The 18,743-nt window shown below is 60.6% G+C and carries 16 protein-coding genes and 2 tRNA genes; 7 read left to right on the top strand and 11 right to left on the bottom strand.

The genetic code is table 11. From position 1 onward, the window contains the following. Positions 1-30 precede the first annotated feature (30 nt). Positions 31-2,463: a TonB-dependent siderophore receptor gene (locus U367_RS0103955; RefSeq protein ID WP_028615768.1), complete on the top strand. Its 2,433-nt coding sequence runs from the start codon at positions 31-33 to the stop codon at positions 2,461-2,463. Positions 2,464-2,605: 142 nt separating this feature from the next. Here the strand turns inward: U367_RS0103955 and U367_RS0103950 are convergent. Together U367_RS0103950 and U367_RS0103945 are read right to left on the bottom strand one after the other, a co-directional pair. Beyond that, positions 2,606-2,682, bottom strand: a tRNA-Asp gene (locus U367_RS0103950). 19 nt (positions 2,683-2,701) lie between these two features. Beyond that, positions 2,702-2,777: transfer RNA gene (locus U367_RS0103945), tRNA-Val, on the bottom strand. A 159-nt stretch (positions 2,778-2,936) separates the two neighbouring features. On the opposite strand from U367_RS0103945, the gene rdgC reads away from it, so the two are divergent. The 3 genes from rdgC to sugE all read left to right on the top strand — a co-directional run bounded on the left by rdgC (position 2,937) and on the right by sugE (position 5,384). Continuing rightward, positions 2,937-3,857, top strand: a complete 921-nt coding sequence (gene rdgC / locus U367_RS0103940) for a recombination-associated protein RdgC (RefSeq protein ID WP_005786703.1) — start codon at positions 2,937-2,939, stop codon at positions 3,855-3,857. Between the two features lie 140 nt (positions 3,858-3,997). Further along, positions 3,998-4,963, top strand: coding sequence for a bile acid:sodium symporter family protein (locus tag U367_RS0103935; protein ID WP_012723140.1), 966 nt, complete (start codon positions 3,998-4,000; stop codon positions 4,961-4,963). Positions 4,964-5,069: 106 nt separating this feature from the next. After that, on the top strand, positions 5,070-5,384 hold the full coding sequence (gene sugE / locus U367_RS0103930) for a quaternary ammonium compound efflux SMR transporter SugE (protein ID WP_003237114.1): 315 nt from the start codon (positions 5,070-5,072) through the stop codon (positions 5,382-5,384). Between the two features lie 66 nt (positions 5,385-5,450). On the opposite strand, the gene U367_RS0103925 is transcribed toward sugE, so the two are convergent. From U367_RS0103925 to U367_RS0103910, 4 genes are all read right to left on the bottom strand, one after another. Continuing rightward, entirely contained in the window at positions 5,451-7,325 is a 1,875-nt protein-coding gene (locus tag U367_RS0103925; RefSeq protein ID WP_028615767.1) for an MFS transporter, read from the bottom strand. Between the two features lie 67 nt (positions 7,326-7,392). Continuing rightward, positions 7,393-8,541: a TDT family transporter gene (locus U367_RS0103920; protein ID WP_028615766.1), complete on the bottom strand. Its 1,149-nt coding sequence runs from the start codon at positions 8,539-8,541 to the stop codon at positions 7,393-7,395. A 107-nt stretch (positions 8,542-8,648) separates the two neighbouring features. Continuing rightward, on the bottom strand, positions 8,649-8,960 hold the full coding sequence (locus U367_RS0103915; RefSeq protein ID WP_028615765.1) for a cupin domain-containing protein: 312 nt from the start codon (positions 8,958-8,960) through the stop codon (positions 8,649-8,651). A 44-nt stretch (positions 8,961-9,004) separates the two neighbouring features. Next, positions 9,005-10,198, bottom strand: a complete 1,194-nt coding sequence (locus U367_RS0103910; RefSeq protein ID WP_028615764.1) for an MFS transporter — start codon at positions 10,196-10,198, stop codon at positions 9,005-9,007. 91 nt (positions 10,199-10,289) lie between these two features. Here U367_RS0103910 and U367_RS0103905 point away from each other — a divergent pair, with 91 nt between their 5' ends. Further along, the gene (locus U367_RS0103905) at positions 10,290-10,829 is read left to right on the top strand and encodes a TetR/AcrR family transcriptional regulator (protein ID WP_028615763.1); all 540 of its coding nucleotides are present in this window, start codon (positions 10,290-10,292) and stop codon (positions 10,827-10,829) included. A 550-nt stretch (positions 10,830-11,379) separates the two neighbouring features. Here the strand turns inward: U367_RS0103905 and U367_RS0103900 are convergent. The 4 genes from U367_RS0103900 to U367_RS0103885 all read right to left on the bottom strand — a co-directional run bounded on the left by U367_RS0103900 (position 11,380) and on the right by U367_RS0103885 (position 14,556). Further along, positions 11,380-12,159 (bottom strand): ABC transporter permease, encoded by a 780-nt coding sequence (locus tag U367_RS0103900; RefSeq protein ID WP_005786689.1) that lies wholly within the window; start codon positions 12,157-12,159, stop codon positions 11,380-11,382. Further along, positions 12,156-13,088 carry an ABC transporter ATP-binding protein gene (locus tag U367_RS0103895; protein WP_028615762.1) on the bottom strand — a complete coding sequence of 311 codons (933 nt, stop codon included), beginning with the start codon at positions 13,086-13,088 and terminating at the stop codon, positions 12,156-12,158. The genes U367_RS0103900 and U367_RS0103895 overlap by 4 nt, the downstream gene beginning before the upstream one ends. A gap of 134 nt (positions 13,089-13,222) precedes the next feature. Then, positions 13,223-13,840 carry a glutathione S-transferase family protein gene (locus U367_RS0103890; RefSeq protein WP_028615761.1) on the bottom strand — a complete coding sequence of 206 codons (618 nt, stop codon included), beginning with the start codon at positions 13,838-13,840 and terminating at the stop codon, positions 13,223-13,225. Positions 13,841-13,896: 56 nt separating this feature from the next. Continuing rightward, complete coding sequence (locus tag U367_RS0103885; protein WP_028615760.1) at positions 13,897-14,556, bottom strand: transglutaminase-like domain-containing protein; 660 nt, start codon at positions 14,554-14,556, stop codon at positions 13,897-13,899. 158 nt (positions 14,557-14,714) lie between these two features. On the opposite strand from U367_RS0103885, the gene U367_RS0103880 reads away from it, so the two are divergent. Together U367_RS0103880 and U367_RS0103875 are read left to right on the top strand one after the other, a co-directional pair. Beyond that, a complete protein-coding gene (locus U367_RS0103880) occupies positions 14,715-17,162 on the top strand; it encodes an acyl-CoA dehydrogenase (protein ID WP_028615759.1) in 2,448 nt (815 codons plus the stop codon). Between the two features lie 75 nt (positions 17,163-17,237). Beyond that, positions 17,238-17,645 (top strand): PA2817 family protein, encoded by a 408-nt coding sequence (locus U367_RS0103875; RefSeq protein ID WP_016979513.1) that lies wholly within the window; start codon positions 17,238-17,240, stop codon positions 17,643-17,645. 104 nt (positions 17,646-17,749) lie between these two features. On the opposite strand, the gene U367_RS0103870 is transcribed toward U367_RS0103875, so the two are convergent. Further along, on the bottom strand, positions 17,750-18,682 hold the full coding sequence (locus U367_RS0103870; RefSeq protein WP_028615758.1) for a LysR family transcriptional regulator: 933 nt from the start codon (positions 18,680-18,682) through the stop codon (positions 17,750-17,752). Positions 18,683-18,743: the final 61 nt, after the last annotated feature.

Genomic DNA, 18,743 nt, shown 5'->3' with positions numbered 1-18,743 from the left:
TAATTCGACACATAAAGGACTGCCTTCACCATGCACACCCCTTCCTACCCACGCGGACGCTTTCGGCTACTGAAAAGTGCACCGCTTTCCTTGGCCCTGTTCACTGCCGGCACCTTGAACATCGGCCTGGCCCAGGCGGACGCCGTCAGTGTCGCCGCCCAGTCCTATGACATCCCCGCCGGACCGCTGGGCAGTTCGCTCAACCGCTTCGCCCAGCAGGCCGGTGTGGCCATCGTGTTCCAGTCCCACGAACTGGAGGGCCTCAAAGGCCCAGGCTTGAAAGGCAATTACGGGATTCAGGACGGGTTTGACAGGTTGCTGGAAGGCAGCGGCTACCGCGCCGTGCAAGGCGTTCAGGGATACGCCCTGCAACCCGCCCCCATCGCTGGCAATGGCACCATGGAACTGAGCCCGACTGCCGTCACCGCCAACCAGCTGGGCAACGTCACCGAAGGCACCGGTTCCTACACGCCCGGCACCATCGCGACCTCCACACGCCTGGTGCTGACGCCCAAGGAAACCCCGCAGTCCGTGAGCGTGGTCACCCGTCAGCACATGGATGACTTCGGCCTGAACAACGTCGACGACGTGATGCGCCATACCCCCGGCATCACCGTTTCGGCCTTCGACACCGAGCGTACCAACTACTACGCCCGGGGCTTTTCCATCAATAACTTCCAATACGACGGCATCCCCTCGACCGCACGCAACGTCGCTTACTCTGCGGGCAACACCTTGAGCGACATGGCGATCTATGACCGTGTCGAAGTGCTCAAGGGCGCCACCGGCCTGCTCACAGGTGCAGGCTCACTGGGCGCGACGATCAACCTGGTGCGCAAGAAACCCACCGCAGACTTCCAGGGCCACGCGACCCTCGGCGCCGGTTCGTGGGACAACTACCGCAGCGAGCTGGATGTCAGCGGCCCCATGACCGAAAGCGGCAACGTGCGTGGCCGCGCCGTGGCGGCCTATCAGGACAAGCATTCGTTCATGGACCACTACTCGCGCAAGAGCCCGACGTACTACGGCATCATGGAGTTCGACCTGTCACCCGATACGCTGCTGACCGTAGGCGGCGATTACCAGGACACCTTGCCGAAGGGCTCATCGTGGTCGGGCAGTTTCCCGCTGATCAACTCCAAGGGCGACCGCAACAGCGTCAAGCGCTCGTTCAACAACGCCGCGGACTGGAGCAGTTGGGAGCAATACACCCGCACCGTATTCGCCATGCTCGAACACGACTTGGGCAATGGTTGGGTCACCAAGCTGCAACTGGATCACAAGATCAACGGCTATCACGCGCTAATGGGCTCAATCCAGGGCGACCAACCGCAGCCGGATGGCACCGCGCAACTCACCTCGGGCAAGTACACCGGGGAAACCGTCAGCGATTCCGCCGACCTGTACGTCAGCGGCCCATTCAGCCTCGGCGGTCGCGAGCATGAACTGGTGCTGGGCGGCTCGATCAGCGCATCGGAATGGAAAGGCAAAGGCTACTGGAACCTCTCCCCCAATATCGTCGACTTCAATAACTGGCATGGCCACGCCACGATACCGGACTGGGGCAAGGCGCAATCGCTTACCGATGACACCGTGCGCCAGACCGGCGCCTACGTGACCACGCGACTGAACCTCGCCGATGACCTCAAGCTGCTGCTGGGCGGTCGCGTGGTCAATTATCAGGTCACGGGCTACAACCCCAACTACCGTGAGTCCGGGCGTTTCGTCCCGTACATCGGCGCCGTCTACGACCTCAACGACACGTACGCGGTCTACGCCAGCTACACCGATATCTTCATGCCGCAGGAAAACTACAACCGCGATCGCGACAACAAGTTGCTGGAACCGGATGAAGGCCAGAACTGGGAACTGGGCGTGAAAGCCGACTTCCTCGACGGACGGGTGAACGCCAGCGCGGCGTACTTTGAAATCCGCGAGTCCAATCGCGCACTCTCCGACGACGAATACAACAACCAGACACCGATCCCGAACAACTACGCCTATAAAAGTAGCAAGGCCGTCACCAAGGGTTATGAACTGGAGATGTCCGGCGAGATTGCCCCCGGCTGGCAACTCCAGGCGGGCTACACCCATAAGGTGGTGCGCGACGACAAGGACGTGAAGATCTCCACCTTCGAACCCGAAGACCAGGTCAAGCTGTTCACCACCTACAAACTCAAGGGCAACCTGGACAAACTGACCATCGGCGGTGGTGTGCGTTGGCAAAGCGTGGGTTGGCAGGACATCTACAACTCACCGAAGGGTGGGTATGAAGAGTTTTCCCAGGATGCTTATTGGCTGGTGGATCTGATGACCAAGTATCAGGTCAGCAAAAACCTGTCGGCGACGCTGAACGTCAACAATATCTTCGACAAGCACTACTACACCAACATCGGCTTCTATAACTCGGCCGCTTACGGTGAGCCGCGCAACTTCATGGTCACCACTCGCTGGGATTTCTGATTGCCCCATAAAAAACGCCGCCGATCATCGGAAATGATCGGCGGCGTTTTTTTGGTTTTACAAACCCCAGACAGCAAAAAGCCCGCTCATTGAGCGGGCTTCCTGTGGTGACCTGGCGTTCAGTGTTCCAGGTTACCGAATATGGCGCAGCGGACGGGACTCGAACCCGCGACCCCCGGCGTGACAGGCCGGTATTCTAACCGACTGAACTACCGCTGCGCGTAACACATGAAGCGAATGGTGGGTGATGACGGGATCGAACCGCCGACATTCTGCTTGTAAGGCAGACGCTCTCCCAGCTGAGCTAATCACCCTTCGTTTCGGTGTGGCGCGCATTCTACGGAGCGACCTTAAGTCTGGCAAGCACTTTCTGAAATCTTTTTTTTGATAGCTTCCAATGGCTTAGGCAGGGTTGGCCTGGGACGTTATCAAGAGAATAATGCCCCCCTTTGTATAAAGGAGAGACTCACCCCATGTGGTTCAAGAACCTGCTTATCTATCGCCTGACCCAAGATCTGCCTGTTGATGCCGAGGCGTTGGAAGCGGCCATGGCCACCAAACTGGCGCGCCCTTGCGCGAGCCAGGAATTGACCACTTATGGTTTCGTCGCGCCTTTTGGTAAAGGTGAAGACGCTCCCCTGGTTCACGTCAGCGGTGATTTCCTGCTGATCGCTGCGCGCAAGGAAGAACGCATCCTGCCGGGCAGCGTGGTGCGTGACGCACTGAAAGAGAAAGTCGAAGAAATCGAGGCCGAGCAGATGCGCAAGGTCTATAAAAAGGAACGCGATCAGATCAAGGATGAAATCATCCAGGCCTTCCTGCCACGCGCCTTTATCCGTCGCTCCTCCACCTTCGCCGCCATCGCGCCGAAACAGGGCCTGATCCTGGTCAACTCGGCAAGCCCGAAACGCGCTGAAGACCTGCTGTCGACCCTGCGTGAAGTGATCGGCACCCTGCCCGTTCGCCCGCTCACGGTGAAAACCGCGCCAACCGCAATCATGACCGACTGGGTCACCACCCAGAAGCCGGCCGATGACTTCTTCGTCCTCGACGAATGCGAACTGCGCGACACCCACGAAGACGGCGGCATCGTGCGCTGCAAGCGCCAGGACCTGACCGGCGAAGAGATCCAACTGCACCTGACCACCGGCAAAGTCGTGACCCAATTGTCCCTGGCCTGGCAGGACAAGCTGTCCTTCATGCTCGACGACAAAATGACCGTCAAGCGCCTGAAGTTCGAAGACCTGCTGCAAGACCAGGCGGAACAGGACGGCGGCGACGAGGCCCTGGGCCAACTGGATGCGAGCTTTACCCTGATGATGCTGACGTTCGGCGATTTCTTGCCGGCGCTGGTTGAAGCATTGGGCGGTGAAGAGACTCCGCAGGGTATCTAAACCGTGTGAAATTCAAAATGTGGGAGGGGGCTTGCCCCCGATAGCATTCTGTCAGTTAAAAACACCTATGACTGACAGACTGCAATCGGGGGCAAGCCCCCTCCCACATTTGATCGAATCCAACAAAAAAGGACATCCCCATGCGCGCACTCGCCGCCTTGAGCCGCTTCGTCGGCAATACCTTCGCCTACTGGGTGTTGATTTTCGCCGTCGTCGCCTTCCTCGAACCCGGCTGGTTCATTGGCCTTAAAAGCGCCATTGTCCCGCTGCTGGGCCTGGTGATGTTCGGCATGGGGCTGACCCTCAAACTCGATGACTTCGCCGAAGTCGCCCGCCACCCCTGGCGTGTGGCATTGGGCGTGGTTGCGCATTTCGTGATCATGCCGGGCGTGGCGTGGTTGCTGTGCCAGGCCTTCCATCTCCCCCCGGAAATCGCCGTCGGCGTGATCTTGGTCGGTTGCTGCCCAAGCGGCACCTCGTCCAACGTGATGACCTGGCTGGCCCGTGGCGACCTGGCGTTGTCGGTGGCCATCGCCGCCGTCACCACCCTCCTCGCCCCGCTGCTCACGCCAGCATTGATCTGGCTGCTGGCCTCGGCCTGGCTGCCGGTGTCGTTCATGGAGCTGTTCTGGTCGATCCTGCAAGTGGTGTTGCTGCCGATCGTGCTCGGCGTGCTGGCGCAACGCGTGCTCGGCGACCGGGTTCGGCATGCGGTCGATGTGCTGCCACTGGTGTCGGTGGTGAGCATCGTGATCATCGTCGCGGCGGTGGTGGCGGCGAGCCAGGCGAAGATTGCCGAGTCGGGCCTGTTGATCATGGCAGTGGTGATGCTGCATAACAGCTTTGGTTACCTGCTGGGTTACTTCACCGGCCGCGTGTTCAAGTTGCCGTTGGCGCAGCGCAAGTCGCTGGCGCTGGAGGTGGGCATGCAGAACTCCGGGCTGGGCGCCGCGCTGGCCAGTGCGCACTTTTCGCCGCTGGCGGCGGTGCCGAGTGCCTTGTTCAGTGTCTGGCACAATATCTCCGGTGCATTGCTGTCGACTTACTTCCGCCGCATGAGCGAAAAGGAAGACCGTCGCGCCCTGGAGAACACCCCGCAAACTTGATCAGCCGAGCACTTTTCGGCACTCTAACGCGCTTCGCGGGGACGACCCCGCGACGCGCTCAAGCGACTACTCCGGGGACGACCCCACCTAGTGTTAGGAGGTCATCATGTCCTGGATCATTCTGTTTTTCGCGGGTCTGTTTGAAGTCGGCTGGGCCGTCGGCCTGAAGTACACCGACGGTTTCAGCAAGCCACTCCCCACCGCCCTGACGATTGCCGCCATGGCCATCAGCCTTGGCCTGCTGGGGCTCGCCATGAAGGAACTGCCTCTGGGCACCGCCTATGCCATCTGGACCGGCGTGGGTGCAGTGGGCACTGTGATCGCTGGGATTATCCTGTTTGGGGAATCCATGGCGTTGTTCCGGTTGGCCAGCGTGGCGTTGATCATTTGTGGGCTTATTGGCCTGAAAATCTCCACATAACCCTTGTAGGAGCCCGCTTGCGGGCGATGGCGGCCTGAAGATAGCCGTCGCCGGCAAGCCGCGCTCCTACAGGACCGTGCCGCGCAGCTGAGTAACTTTCTCCTGCAACTGCGCCGGCGTCGCCAACTCGACCGCCACCGGCTCACCCGCCACCAACACCACCCGCGACCAGATGCGATGGAAGAAGCCCTTCTTCGGATCCCGACTGAAGAAACTCCCCCACAACCCCTGCAACGCCATCGGAATCACCGGCACCGCCGTCTCTTCCAGAATCCGCGTCACGCCACCACGAAACTCATTCATCTCGCCATCGGCGGTCAGCTTGCCTTCGGGGAAAATGCACACCAACTCGCCGTCCTTCAGGTACTGCGCAATCCGTGTGAAGGCCTTTTCGTAGATCTGGATATCTTCATGACGCCCAGCAATCGGAATCGCCCCGGCGGTACGAAAGATAAAGTTCAGCACCGGCAAACGGTAGATCTTGTAGTACGTGACAAAGCGAATCGGCCGACGCACCGCGCCGCCAATCAACAGTGCATCCACAAACGACACATGGTTGCACACCAACAACGCCGCGCCTTCATCCGGGATCGCCTGCAGGTTGCGATGCTCCACGCGGTACATGGAATGGCTGAGCAGCCAGATCATGAAACGCATGGTGAACTCGGGGACGATCTTGAAGATGTAGGTGTTGACCGCGATGTTGAGCAGCGACACCACCAGGAACAGTTCCGGGATCGACAGCTTGGCCACGCTCAGCAGCAGGATCGACACGATGGCCGAGACCACCATGAACAGCGCGTTGAGAATGTTGTTCGCGGCGATCACGCGCGCGCGTTCGTTCTCGGCGGTACGCGACTGGATCAGTGCATACAGCGGCACGATGTAGAAGCCGCCGAATACACCCAGGCCGAGGATATCGAACAGCACCCACCACGCCTGGCCGTAGCTGAGCACGGCAAGCCAATCGTTGGCCTGCACGTTCTGCGGGAAGCCGCCGGAGTGCCACCACAGCAGCAGGCCGAACACCGTCAGGCCGAATGAACCGAACGGCACCAGGCCGATTTCGACCTTACGCCCGGAGAGCTTTTCGCAGAGCATCGAACCCAGTGCGATACCCACCGAGAACACCGTGAGGATCAGTGTCACCACGGTCTCGTCGCCGTACAACCACTCCTTGGCGTAGGCCGGGATCTGCGTCAGGTAGATGGCACCGACAAACCAGAACCACGAGTTGCCGACGATGGAGCGCGAAACGGCCGGCGTCTGCCCCAGGCCCAAGCGCAGGGTGGCCCAGGACTCGCTGAAGATATTCCAGTTCAAGCGCAGTTCCGGGGTCGACGCGGCCGCGCGCGGAATGCTGCGGCTGGCCAGGTAACCCAGCACCGCTACGCCGACAATCGCCACGGACACCACGGGGGCGTAATGGGTGGACGACATCATGATCCCGGCGCCGATGGTGCCGGCCAGGATCGCCAGGAACGTGCCCATTTCCACCAGGCCGTTGCCGCCGACCAGCTCATCGTCATGCAATGCCTGGGGCATGATCGAGTACTTCACCGGGCCGAACAGCGCCGAGTGAGTGCCCATGGCAAACAGCGCGAGCAGCATCAGCTCCAGGTGGTTGGTGAGGAAGCCCGTCGCGCCCACGGCCATGATCACGATCTCGCCGATCTTGATCGCGCGGATCAACGCGTCCTTGTTGAATTTCTCGCCAAACTGCCCGGCCAGGGCCGAGAACAGGAAGAACGGCAGGATAAACAGCAATGCGCAGAGGTTGACCCAGATCGAGCGGTCACCGTCGATAGTGAGCTTGTAGAGAATGGCCAGGATCAGCGATTGCTTGAAGATGTTGTCGTTGAAAGCGCCCAGCAACTGGGTGATGAAAAACGGCAGGAAACGCCGTGTGCGCAGCAAGGTGAATTGCGAGGGGTGGCTCATCGTCCGTGTTCCTGCGTGGCCTGTTTTTTTGTAAAAGCTGTCAGGCCACGACTTTACCTAATCCGGCTTACTTATTCGCTAGTCCTGCAATGCAAGGCGAAACAAAAAGCTCACCTTTATAGGCACCCTGCACGGTGCGCTTGGCCACGATCAGCCACATCAGCGCCAATGCCACCACCAGCACGCTGCCAAAAACGCTGAAGAACCCCAGGTGCAGCAGGCTCGCCAGCTTCAGCGTCGCCAGGGCATACACGCCCAGCGGGAAGGTGAAACCCCACCAACCGAGGTTGAACGGGATACCGGCGCGCAGGTAACGCAGGGTGATCAGCACCGCAATCAGCATCCACCACAGGCCGAAGCCCCACAACGTAATGCCCGCTACCAGGCCGAGGCCGTTGGCGATCTCACCGACACCCGGCAAGCCATTGGCCGCAAAGATCGCCGGCGCATCGCCCCCCAGCAGCAACATGCCCAGCGCACCGGTGCCGATGGGACCCAGGGCCAGCCAACTCGACGCGGCCATATTGGCGTGGGGCAGTTTGTGCAGGGCCATGCGCAGCATCAGGATGGTCAGGATGCTGAACGCCACCGGCAACGAAAACGCCCACAGCACATAGCTGGTCACCAGCATCACCAGTTGCGAATGCGCGTCTGCCAGGTGCGGCGCGAGCAGCCCACCACTGGCCGCGGCAACTTCAGCGGCAACCACAGGCAGCAGCCAGACGGCGGTCATCTGGTCGATGCTGTGTTCCTGGCGGGTGAACATCATGAAGGGGATAAGCACGCCGCAGGCCAGGGCCATGCCCACGTCCAACCACCACAGGGTTTCAGCCAGCGGTATCACACCGGCGCCCCAGCGCGGCAGGCCAAATAACAGCAAGCCGTTGAGAATCGTCGCGAGCCCCATGGGGATGGTGCCGAAAAACATCGAGACGGTGGAGTGACCGAAAATACGCCGCGCCTCGTGGAAAAACATCACCCAGCGGGCCGCGTACAACACGCTGAACAACACAAATAGGCCAACAGTGAACAACCACAACGCCTCGGCGATGGCGTGCAGGCCAGGCAGGTTGACTGGCAACTGCGCCAGGGCCAGTGCGAGCACACCAGTGCCCATGGTGGCGGCAAACCAGTTCGGCGTGAACTGGCGGATCACTTCCCGTGGATGGGTCAGGTGACTGAAGGGTTTGTAACTGATGCTATTCGAGCAGGTCATGATGGCAATCCTCTTCCTCGCATGAGGGTGAGACCATGGTAGAACCGAATCGAATATCTATATAACGGGTAATATCTCTATCTATTATCTACTTTACCTATATATCGTCAGACGCTGCCTTCGCACTCGATCACCAGAATCCGCGCCGGCCCTTGCGGGTGGGCCACGTGCTCGGTGCCGACGCTGGCGTAAAAGATGTCCCCGACGCCCAGCTCCGCCACCTGTTCGAAACCATTGTCGCGGTAGTGCATCTGCACCCGGCCATCGAGCACCACAAACACTTCTTCGCCGTCGTTGATATGCCAGCGATAGGGCTGGTCGGTCCAGTGCAGGCGCGTGGTGATGCCATTCATGTTGGCGATGTCCAGCGCCTCCCAGGCACGGCTGCCGGTGAAGTCCTTGCTGCGGATGATCTTCATGCGCGAATCTCGATCAGGCGGATACGGGCACTGATTATTACCCATCAGCCGCCTGTCGTCGCCCGCACGCGCGCCGAATCCTGCAACAGCAAGGCAATGAGCGCACCGACAGCCAGCAGGATGAGGACCGCGCCGTAGCCGTCGGTGGTGGCGATCAGGCCAAAGCTGCGAATCAGGTTGCCCGCCAGTAACGAAGGCAAGCAGAACGCCAGGTAGCTCAGCACATAGAACGCCGACATCAGCCCCGCGCGCTCGTGGGGCAAGGCCAACGGCACCACACTGCGCAAGGCGCCAAGAAAGCCCGCGCCAAAGCCACTGCCGGCGATCAGCGTGGCGATGAAGAACAGGGGCAGGCTGGCGCTGTGCACCGCCGTGAGGATCAGCGTTACACCGATGGCCAGCAAGCCGGCGCCGAGACGCAGCACCTTGTCGGCCGGACGATTACGCAAGGTAAAGATCATCAACGCGCCGCTCAGGGTCAGCACGGCCACCAGGCCGCCACCGATCAGGTTGGAGGTAGACCCGGTGGCGGCCCGCACCAGCGACGGGGCCAGTGACAAGTAGAAGCCACCCATCGCCCACACCGCCACATCCACCGGCAATGACAGCCACAACGCCCGGCGCGCCTGGGGCGGTACATGCAATGTTGGGCGCAGCGACGCCAGTGCGCCGGGGATGCGGCTCACCGTTTCCGGCAGGCGCCATACGTAGAGGGCCTGCAACAGCATCAAGGCCAGCAACGTCCAGTAGATCAACTGGGTCGGGAGGGGCGCGAATTCCACCAGCAGACTGCTGCCCATCGCCCCGCAAGCCATGCCCAAGAGCGGCGCCACGCTGTTGACCAGCGGGCCCTGTTGGCGGTCGGTGTCGAGCAGTGCCGCGCCTAATACGGCGGTGGCCATGCCAGTGGCAAACCCTTGCAACGTGCGGGCGGCAATCAGCCAGGCCACGCTGCCTTCATTGATAAACAGCAGCATCGCCAGCATATCCAGGAGCAGCGCAGCAAAAATCACCGGCTTGCGCCCCAGGTGGTCCGACAAAGAGCCGACGGTCAACAGCGCCGCCAGCAGGCTGAGGGCGTAGACACCGAAGATCAGCGTCAGCATGCCTGCCGAAAAATGCAGGCCTTCCTGATACAGGTGGTACAACGGCGTCGGCGCACTCGAAGCGGCCAGGAAGGTCAGCAAGGTGATCGCGAGAAACACCAGGCTGGAACGATGGGAAACAGGACTGGACATGCACACGCTCCGCTAAAGCTAATATTTTGCTTTTGCAGAGTGTGCTACCCGCCAGCGCTTAAAGCAAATTCTTTGTGTTAAGGTCACAAACATGGCGATAAAAGAAGGCCTTCGCCCGGGGGGCCGCAGTGCCCGGGTACAAGAATCCGTCCATTCGGCGGTGCGTGAACTGCTGGAAGCCCACGAGCGCTCCAGCGTCACCGTGCCCATGATTGCCACACGCGCAGGCGTCACGCCCTCGACTATCTACCGGCGCTGGGGCGACCTCTCCGTGCTGCTCGCGGACGTGGCCCTGGCGCGCATGCGCCCCGACAGCGAACCCGCCAACACCGGCAGCCTGCGCGGCGACCTGCAGGCTTGGGCCGAGCAATACTTGGATGAAATGAGTTCGGAGCCGGGCCGCAACATGATGCGCGACCTGCAGTGCACGATCACGCCGGGATACTGCGTGAGCATCCTGAGTGGGCAGTTGCAGGCGATTGTCGATCGCTACCCGCAAAGCACGCCGCCGAGCGTGGACCACCTGATCAACCTGATCGCAGCGCCAACGGTGTTTCGCATTCTATTTTCGAACGCCCCGCTGACAGTGCAAGAACTGCACGCCCTGATCGAACTGGCACTCAACGCCTGAACCTCCCCTGTAGGAGCCGGCTTGCCGGCGATGGCATAACGCTGGGTGTACCTGCTATACCGAGCCGCCTGCATCGCCGGCAAGCCAGCTCCTACACCTACCTGCCTTTGATCCAACCACTCAGGCCGGCTGTCAGGCCGCCGTGCTCTTGCTTTTGATCTTGATCCTAGGCGCCCCGTCAAACACGCTGGCCGGAATTCGACAGGGATTTGGGGGGGTAAACCGGCAGGGATGCCGGTTTAGCCGCCCCGCGCCATGGATGGCGCGTGGCGGCGGCCCCCCAAATACCTGTCGGATTACGGGCACACCGAGCCTAGGCGAGGTGCCGAGTGTTGGGGCAAGAGCCCTTTGGTTACTTTGGGGCTTTTCCAAAGTGACCCGCCGTAAGGGCGGAACCAATACCAGCCGTTACCCAAATAACGGATATGTACCCGATCAGATCCAACATCCAGGTCGGCTGTCAGACCGCCTTCGCAGGCAAGCCAGCTCCCACAGCGGTGCAAAAAAAAACGGCCTCATCCGAGGCCGTTTTTTCATTGCGGATCGCTGCTCAGGTACGCATCCCACGCCCGCTCACCAACAACCGCGCACAGCCGATATACAACACCACCGTGGCGACGATCATAAAGGTGATCGCCACGCTGATCTTGATATCCGACACCCCCAGGATGCCGTAGCGAAACGCGTTGACCATGTGCAATACCGGGTTGGCCAGCGACACAGTCTGCCAGAACGGCGGCAGCAGCGTGATGGAGTAGAACACCCCGCCCAGGTAGGTCAGCGGCGTCAGCACGAAGGTCGGGATGATCGAAATATCATCGAAGTTGCGCGCAAATACGGCGTTGATGAAGCCCAGCAGCGAGAAGATCGTCGCCGTCAGCACCACCACCAGAATGGTGACTCCCAGGTGATGCACCTGCAGGTGGGTGAAGAACAGCGACAGCAGGGTCACGATCACGCCCACCATCAAGCCACGCAGCACACCGCCCAGGGTGTAGCCGATCAGGATGGTGTGGGGCGACACCGGCGACACCATCAATTCTTCGATCGAGCGCTGGAACTTGCTGCCGAAGAAACTGGAGACCACGTTGCCGTAGGAGTTGGTGATCACCGACATCATGATCAAGCCCGGCACGATGTACTCCATGTAGGTGAAGCCACCCATGTCACCGATCTGCCGGCCGATCAGGTTACCGAAGATCACGAAGTACAGGACCATGGTGATCGCCGGCGGCAGCAGGGTCTGCGGCCAGATCCGGGTAAAGCGTTTCACTTCGCGATAAACGATGGTTTGCAGCGCGACGAGGTTAGGTTGCAGTTCGGAACTCATACCGCCACCTTCGCCAGATTTTTCTCCACCAGGGACACGAACAACTCCTCAAGGCGATTGGTTTTGTTACGCAGGCTCAGCACTTCAATTTGCTGGGCCGCCAACTGGGTGAACAGCGCGGTGATGCCCATGGCCTTGTCCACCTGCACTTCCAGGGTATGGCTGTCCACCAGGCGGCTCGGGTAGCCGAGCAGTTGCGGCGGCGCCGATAGATTGTTTTTCAGGTCGAGCAAAAAGGTTTCCACATGCAACTGACCCAGCAGGTTACGCATGCTGGTGTTCTCGACGATGGTGCCGTGGTCGATGATGCCGATGTTGCGGCACAGCTGCTCAGCCTCTTCCAGGTAATGGGTGGTGAGGATGATGGTGATGCCCTTCTCGTTCAGCTCGGTGAGAAAGGTCCACATCGAGCGACGCAGTTCGATGTCCACGCCGGCAGTGGGCTCGTCGAGGATCAGCAGGCGCGGCTCATGCACCAGTGCGCGGGCGATCATCAGGCGGCGTTTCATGCCGCCGGACAGCGAACGCGAAGGCACGTCGCGTTTGTCCCACAGGCCCAGCTGGGTCAGGTACTGCTCGGCGCGCTCCTTGGCGACTTTCGCCGGGATGCCGTAGTAGCCGGCCTGGGTCACGACGATGTCGAAGGTCTTTTCAAACTGGTTAAAGTTGAACTCCTGGGGCACCACGCCGATGGAACGCTTGAGCGCCGCCGGGGATTTGTCCAGGTCATGGCCGAAGATATTCACCGTGCCACTGGTCTTGTTGACCAGGGTCGAGAGGATACCGATGGTGGTGGATTTGCCGGCGCCGTTAGGGCCGAGCAAGGCGAAGAAGTCACCTTCGGCGACGTCCAGATCGATACCACTCAGGGCCTGGAAACCGTTGCCGTAGGTTTTGGTTAGCTGCCGGATGGACAGAGCGGAACTCATATCGGATTACGCACCAAAGAAGGGAATAGAAAGAGTAGATGGGGGCGCAGCCCAGGTAGTTCAACGGCGGCGCATGACAAGCATGGTGCTTGCCCGCGCCGCACAAGTACAGTCACCCGTATTAATAGTGGGTATTAAGTCAACGCAGTCATGACCGCTTTGCGGTAGGCCGGACGTTGTTGCAGGCGCGCATACCAGGCCTCTAGATTGGGCATCGCAGGCCGTTCGATGGGCATTTCGAACCAGGCGTAGATAAAGCTGCCCAGGGGAATATCACCCATGCCGATCTCGTTGCCCGACAGATACGGCTGTGTAGCCAGCGCCTCATCAACGGTTTTGAGCACATCGATACAGGCCTGGCGACCGGCATGGATGTCTTCCCAGTTCTGTTTTTCCGCCGGGGTGCGCAGCACGCCCCAGAACACAATCTTGAACGGTTCGGCGAAGGTCGACGTGGTCCAGTCCATCCACTTTTCCGCGTTGGCCCGGGCTTTCACCTCTGTCGGATACCAGTTGGACGCCTGCTTGGCGCAGAGGTAGCGCACGATGGTATTGGACTCCCACAGCACGAAATCGCCGTCTTCGATCATCGGCACCCGGCCGTTGGGGTTCAATGCCCGATATTGCGGCGTATCGACCACACCAAAAGCCCCGCCCGCATCAATTGCCTCATAGTCCAGGCCGAGTTCCTCGGCGCACCACAGTGCCTTCCTGACGTTTGATGAATTTTTACGACCCCAGATTTTCAGCATGACCGCGCCTTATTGTTGATGAACATGGCTTGATGAACGCAGCAGCATACGCCGGTTCACGCGCGGCTTAAATCGCTCTGCATATCGCCCAGCAGGGTCGGCATGTCCTCGCTGAACAAGTGGGGGTAACACTGCTGAATATGCGCGAAGAAAAACGCCTCGGGCACGTCAGAAAATTGCCCGTGGTCGACCACATATTCCATCGAACGTTGGCCTTGGCGATTGAACGCGTGGAAAACGCTGTCGTGGATGCCATCGAAGTCCAGCGGCGGCACATCGAATACATCGCACAACTGCTGATTGAACGCAGGCGTGGCCTTGACCCAGCGATCGTTGAGGTAAAGCTCGGTATAGCCGTGCATGGCGAATACGTCACTCTTGAGCAAGGTGATCAGGCGCGGCGTCGACAAATGATTGCGTACATCCGCCAGGCCGATGCGCGCCGGAATGCCGCAGTGGCGCGCACAGGCGGCGAGCAAGGTGGCCTTGGGCACGCAATAGCTTTCGCCGCTGGCCAAGGCGAAGCTGGCACTTAATGTGTCTGGGTCGCGGCTGAAGGTGTAGGGGTTATAGCGAATCGCCTCACGCACGGCGTAGTAGAGGCTGACTGCCTGGTCACTTAAGTTCGCACGGGTTCCACGGTGTTTTTCGGCGAACTCCACCACCGCAGGGTGGTCACTATCGATGAAGCGGCTGGGACTCAGGTAGGTATCCATGAGCTTTATCTCCGAAGGAAGCCTGGAGTCTAACCACAGGCCTGCCGGGGAGATAACGACGAATCGGCCAAATCTCGTTACACCCTGATCACCCCGCTTGTTCGGATGCCGACTAAGCTCCCTGGTGGTTTCGCCCCTGGTTTCACGGAGGATTGAATATGCTGTTGTTGTGGATACTGGTGCTGGTGGTCGGCATTGCCTACCTCGCACACCGCCGCGTCGCGCCCCTGCCCGCCTTGGGCGTGGTCGCCGTCTACCTGCTGGCGATGGGCGCTTGGAGCCACGCACCGGGTTGGCTGCTGCTGGTCTTCTGGGTGCTGATCGCCGTGGTAGCCGCGCCCCTGCTGCTGCCCGACCTGCGCCGCCAATACTTCACCAAGCCACTGTTCAGTTGGTTCCAGAAAGTCCTGCCGCCGATGTCCGAGACCGAGCGCGACGCGATCGACGCCGGTACCGTCTGGTGGGACGGCGAACTGTTCAGCGGTCGCCCGGACTGGGACAAGTTGCTGGCTTATCCCAAAGCGCAACTGACCGAAGAAGAACAAGCGTTTATCGACGGCCCCACTGAAGAACTCTGTGCCATGGTCAGCGACTGGGAAATCGGACAGGCCATGGACCTGCCGCCCGCCGCCTGGGAACACATCAAGACCCACGGCTTCTTCGCCCTGATCATTCCCAAGGAATATGGCGGCAAGGGCTTCTCCGCCTATGCCCACTCCCAGGTCGCGATGAAACTCGCCACTCGCAGCGGTGACCTGGCCTCGACCGTGATGGTGCCCAATTCCCTCGGCCCGGCCGAACTGCTGCTGCACTACGGCACCGAAGAACAGCGCAATCACTACCTGCCGCGCCTGGCCCGTGGCGATGACATCCCGTGCTTCGCATTGACGGGCCCACTGGCCGGCTCGGATGCGGGCGCTATGCCCGACACCGGCGTGATCTGCAAAGGTGAATGGGAAGGCAAGGAAACCCTTGGCCTGCGCCTGAACTGGGAAAAACGCTACATCACCCTCGGCCCGGTCGCGACCCTGCTCGGCTTGGCCTTCAAGGCACATGACCCGGACCATCTGCTGGGTGAAGAGGAAGACCTGGGCATAAGCCTGGCACTGATCCCTACCGACACCCCCGGCGTAGAAATCGGCCGTCGCCACCTGCCCCTGGGCGCCGCGTTCATGAACGGCCCCAACTCCGGCAAGGATGTGTTCATCCCGCTTGAGTTCCTGATCGGCGGCCAGGAAATGCTCGGCAAGGGCTGGATGATGCTGATGAACTGCCTCTCCGTGGGCCGTTCGATCTCCCTGCCTGCGGTGGGCACTGGCGCGGCCAAGTTCACCAGCCTGGTGACCGGCCAATACGCCCAGGTGCGCGAACAGTTCAACGTGCCGCTGTCGGCATTCGAAGGTATCCAGGAAGCCTTGGCGCGTATCGGCGGCAACGCCTGGCTGATGGACAGCGCACGCATGCTCACCGCCAACGCCGTGGACCTGGGGGAAAAACCCTCGGTACTGTCGGCCATTCTCAAGTACCACCTCACCGAGCGTGGCCGCGAGTGCATCAGCCACGCCATGGACGTGCACGGCGGCAAGGGCATCATCATGGGCCCGAACAACTACTTGGGGCGCAATTGGCAAGGTGCGCCGATCTTCATCACTGTAGAAGGCGCGAACATCCTGTCGCGCAACCTGATGATCTTCGGCCAGGGCGCGATTCGTTGCCATCCGTTCGTACTCAAGGAAATGGCCCTGGCCGGTCGCGAAGACCATGACCAGGCGTTGAAGGAGTTTGACGGGCTGCTGATGCAACATATCGGTTTCGCCGTGAGCAACGCCGCCAGCACCTTGGTGCTGAACCTCGGTGTAGGGCATTTCGAGAAGGCACCGGGCAACCGTTTGAGCCAGGGTTACTTCCGCGCACTCAACCGCCAGGCTGCTGCGTTCGCGCTGCTGGCCGACCTGAGCATGATGCTGCTGGGTGGCGAGCTAAAGCGGCGCGAACGCCTCTCGGCACGCTTGGGTGATGTGCTGAGCCATATGTACCTGGCGTCGGCCGCCCTCAAGCGTTACCACGACCTGGATTCGCCGGACCACCTGGAACCGCTGTTCGCCTGGGCCATGGAAGAAAGCCTTGGTGAATCGGAGCGTGCGCTGGATGAACTGCTGAGCAACTTCCCGAACAAGGTGCTGGGCTGCCTGCTGCGGGTGATCGTGTTCCCGTTCGGCCGTCGTCATACCGGTCCGTCAGATGCGCTGGATGCCGAAGTGGCGGCGGTGATCGGCCGCGCCAAGGGTGACCCGACCCTGGAAGAGTTGCTGGCCGGCTGCTACCGCCCGCAATCGGCGGAAGATCCGGTAGGCGCCCTGCAACATGCCTACGACCTGCTTGGCGCCAGCCATCCCTTGCAGAAAAAACTGCACACCGCGCTCAAGAGCGGCCAGGTCAAACCGACCGCCGGCGAGCACGCCATCGATGCGGCACTGCACGCAGGCGTGTTGCAACCGGCCGAAGCACAAACCCTGCGTGATGCCGAAGCGGCACGGCGCAAGGTGATCGACGTGGATGATTTCAGCAAGGAAGAGCTGACCCAGGCTGAGGGTAAGGTCCGCTAAGTCGAGCGGTCATATAAAAACGGGCGCGAGAGGCATATACTCTCGCGCCCGTTTTTGCTTTAGAGGACTTATCTCGTGTCCAACGTCGTTGCCGATCATCTCGTCTTGCTCGACCATCTGCGCAGCATCCTGGTTGCCGTCGGCGAAGCCGAACAGGTGCCCGAGGAAAGCCATTCTCTGTTCCTGGAGCGTTTCGACGAATTGCGCGCCCTGCTGCCGATCGACCCGATCGAAAGCCAGTACCTGGGCCAGGACCTGATGAGCCAGGTCATCCTGCGCTACCCGCAAATCGCCCACCTGGTGCCGCGCGACCTGCTGTGGTTCTTTGGCGGTGACTGCCTGCACTTCATGCCCGACGAAGAACTGGACCTGTACCAGGCCCTGGAAGAGCGTCGCTTCGAAGCCGAACAGAACGACGAACCGTTCGACTGGAACCAGGAAAAGCAGCTGCTGGCCATGCCGGTTGACCAGAGCAAGCACTGATTCCCTTGTAGGAGCCGGCTTGCCGGCGATGGCGGCCTTGAGTCCTGCACTGGGTTCAAGGGCCAATCGTCGGCAAGCCGGCTCCTACGGTTTCGACCGCATTCCTACCGTTTGCGCAACGTCGGCTCCTTCGCCATGCACGCCACCAGATAATCAATAAACACCCGCAACTTCGGCGGCAAATACCGCGTGGGCGAATGCAGCAACCACGCCTCGCCATGGTAGGACGCAATGAAGTCCCACGCCGGCAACACCTGCACCAACCGCCCCTCCTCCAACGCATGGCGCGCCGTAAAATACGGCAAGCTGCCAACCCCCACATGCTGCAACACCGCATCCAGCCGAACCCCGGTGTGGTTCGCGGCATAACGCCCACGCACCGCCACCGTCACCGCCTTGCCGGCCTGGCGGAATTTCCAGCGCGAGTCTCCGGGTGTCTCCCCGAGGTAGATGCAACTGTGCGCCAGCAGATCATGGGGATGCTCCGGCGTCCCGTGTTCGGCCAAGTACTGCGGCGTCGCACACAACAGATGCTCGATGGGCAGTAACTGCCGGCCCACCAACCCCGGCGGCGGGCTGTCAGTGATGCGGATACTCAGGTCGACATTGTCATCGATCATGTCCACTTGGCGATCCTCCAGGATCAACTGCACATCCACCTTGGGGTAACGCCGCAGGAATTCCGGCATATGCGGATGCACCACAAACCGCCCCACCGCCTTGGGTACGCTGACCCGCACCAGCCCCTCGGCTTCATGGGTGAACTGGCCGCTGATCTCCATCACCGAACGCGCCGCGCTGACCATCTCCTGGCAACGCTTGAGTACCTCTTCCCCGCCTTCGCTCAAGCGCAATTTGCGTGTGGTGCGTTGCAGCAAGCGCGTCGCCAGGGCCTTCTCCAGGCGCGAGATGCTACGGCTCACCGAGGAAGGCGAAGCCCCCAGTTGCCGGGCGGCTTCGGAGAAATTGCCGGTTTCCACCACTTTGACGAAAATCGCCATTTCGCCCAGCAGCGGCAAAGGAAGATTGATGCTCATGGTGCACAGGTCCATTGATAATTGAGCGGATTATCACCCATCTACGCACTATTTATACTGC

The organism is Pseudomonas canadensis, assembly GCF_000503215.1.
GTDB lineage: Bacteria > Pseudomonadota > Gammaproteobacteria > Pseudomonadales > Pseudomonadaceae > Aquipseudomonas > Aquipseudomonas canadensis.
Note: the sequence above shows the minus strand (reverse complement) of the source record. Positions and strands in the feature narration are given on the sequence as shown.

Excerpts from the sequence above, each read along its gene's own strand:
- U367_RS0103955 (WP_028615768.1), top strand. The coding sequence starts at position 31 with ATGCACACCCCTTCCTACCCACGCGGACGCTTTCGGCTACTGAAAAGT.
- rdgC (WP_005786703.1), top strand. The coding sequence starts at position 2,937 with ATGTGGTTCAAGAACCTGCTTATCTATCGCCTGACCCAAGATCTGCCT.
- U367_RS0103935 (WP_012723140.1), top strand. The coding sequence starts at position 3,998 with ATGCGCGCACTCGCCGCCTTGAGCCGCTTCGTCGGCAATACCTTCGCC.
- sugE (WP_003237114.1), top strand. The coding sequence starts at position 5,070 with ATGTCCTGGATCATTCTGTTTTTCGCGGGTCTGTTTGAAGTCGGCTGG.
- U367_RS0103925 (WP_028615767.1), bottom strand. The coding sequence starts at position 7,325 with ATGAGCCACCCCTCGCAATTCACCTTGCTGCGCACACGGCGTTTCCTG.
- U367_RS0103920 (WP_028615766.1), bottom strand. The coding sequence starts at position 8,541 with ATGACCTGCTCGAATAGCATCAGTTACAAACCCTTCAGTCACCTGACC.
- U367_RS0103915 (WP_028615765.1), bottom strand. The coding sequence starts at position 8,960 with ATGAAGATCATCCGCAGCAAGGACTTCACCGGCAGCCGTGCCTGGGAG.
- U367_RS0103910 (WP_028615764.1), bottom strand. The coding sequence starts at position 10,198 with ATGTCCAGTCCTGTTTCCCATCGTTCCAGCCTGGTGTTTCTCGCGATC.
- U367_RS0103905 (WP_028615763.1), top strand. The coding sequence starts at position 10,290 with ATGGCGATAAAAGAAGGCCTTCGCCCGGGGGGCCGCAGTGCCCGGGTA.
- U367_RS0103900 (WP_005786689.1), bottom strand. The coding sequence starts at position 12,159 with ATGAGTTCCGAACTGCAACCTAACCTCGTCGCGCTGCAAACCATCGTT.
- U367_RS0103895 (WP_028615762.1), bottom strand. The coding sequence starts at position 13,088 with ATGAGTTCCGCTCTGTCCATCCGGCAGCTAACCAAAACCTACGGCAAC.
- U367_RS0103890 (WP_028615761.1), bottom strand. The coding sequence starts at position 13,840 with ATGCTGAAAATCTGGGGTCGTAAAAATTCATCAAACGTCAGGAAGGCA.
- U367_RS0103885 (WP_028615760.1), bottom strand. The coding sequence starts at position 14,556 with ATGGATACCTACCTGAGTCCCAGCCGCTTCATCGATAGTGACCACCCT.
- U367_RS0103880 (WP_028615759.1), top strand. The coding sequence starts at position 14,715 with ATGCTGTTGTTGTGGATACTGGTGCTGGTGGTCGGCATTGCCTACCTC.
- U367_RS0103870 (WP_028615758.1), bottom strand. The coding sequence starts at position 18,682 with ATGAGCATCAATCTTCCTTTGCCGCTGCTGGGCGAAATGGCGATTTTC.